Origin of the sequence: Cellulomonas telluris (genome assembly GCF_004886325.1) — a bacterium.
In the GTDB taxonomy this organism is placed as follows: domain Bacteria; phylum Actinomycetota; class Actinomycetes; order Actinomycetales; family Cellulomonadaceae; genus Cellulomonas; species Cellulomonas telluris.
Genome location: NZ_QXFN01000087.1, coordinates 1 through 540 on the forward strand (window position 1 = coordinate 1; position 540 = coordinate 540).

A 540-nucleotide genomic window follows, 5' to 3' on the forward strand; every position below is an offset into this window, starting at 1 on the left:
CTACCGGGCGGAGGACCTGTCCCTGGGGCGCTTCTTCGCGACGCCCGTCCCGAAGAAGGCCGACGTGCGCGCCGTGGTGGCGGCGATGGCGTCCACCGGGAGCGACGACCCACGTGAGGTGAGCGAGGCGCTCGCCTTCGGCCCGCGCAAGGCCGCCCGGATCCTCAACCTGGTGCAGCTGGCGAGGGCGGCGGGCGAGGTGGGCGACGGTGCCCCGGTGCCTGCGGTCGTCGACGCCGTCGTGGCGCGCGCGACGTCGTACCGCCGGCTCGAGGAGTCCCGCGTCGAGATGATGCGCGCCTACGCCGAGACCGACCGCTGCCGCAGCGCCTTCATGCTCGGCTACTTCGGCGCGGAGACCGGTGACCGCTGCGGCATCTGCGACAACTGCGTCGCGGGCCTGGCGCCCGACGAGATGCAGGCGGAGGACGCGGCGTACGCCGTGCAGGACGCCGTCCGGCACGACGAGTTCGGCCTCGGCACGGTCACCGACGTCGAGGAGGACCGGGTGACGGTGCTGTTCGAGGACGTGGGCTACCA

The 540-nt window shown here is 73.5% G+C and carries 1 protein-coding gene; it reads left to right on the forward strand.

Features of this window, described 5'->3' with window-relative positions; all coding sequences use genetic code 11:
• The coding region (locus FB586_RS18865; RefSeq protein ID WP_187697903.1) for a RecQ family zinc-binding domain-containing protein at window positions 1–540 on the forward strand (540 nt) is incomplete at both ends.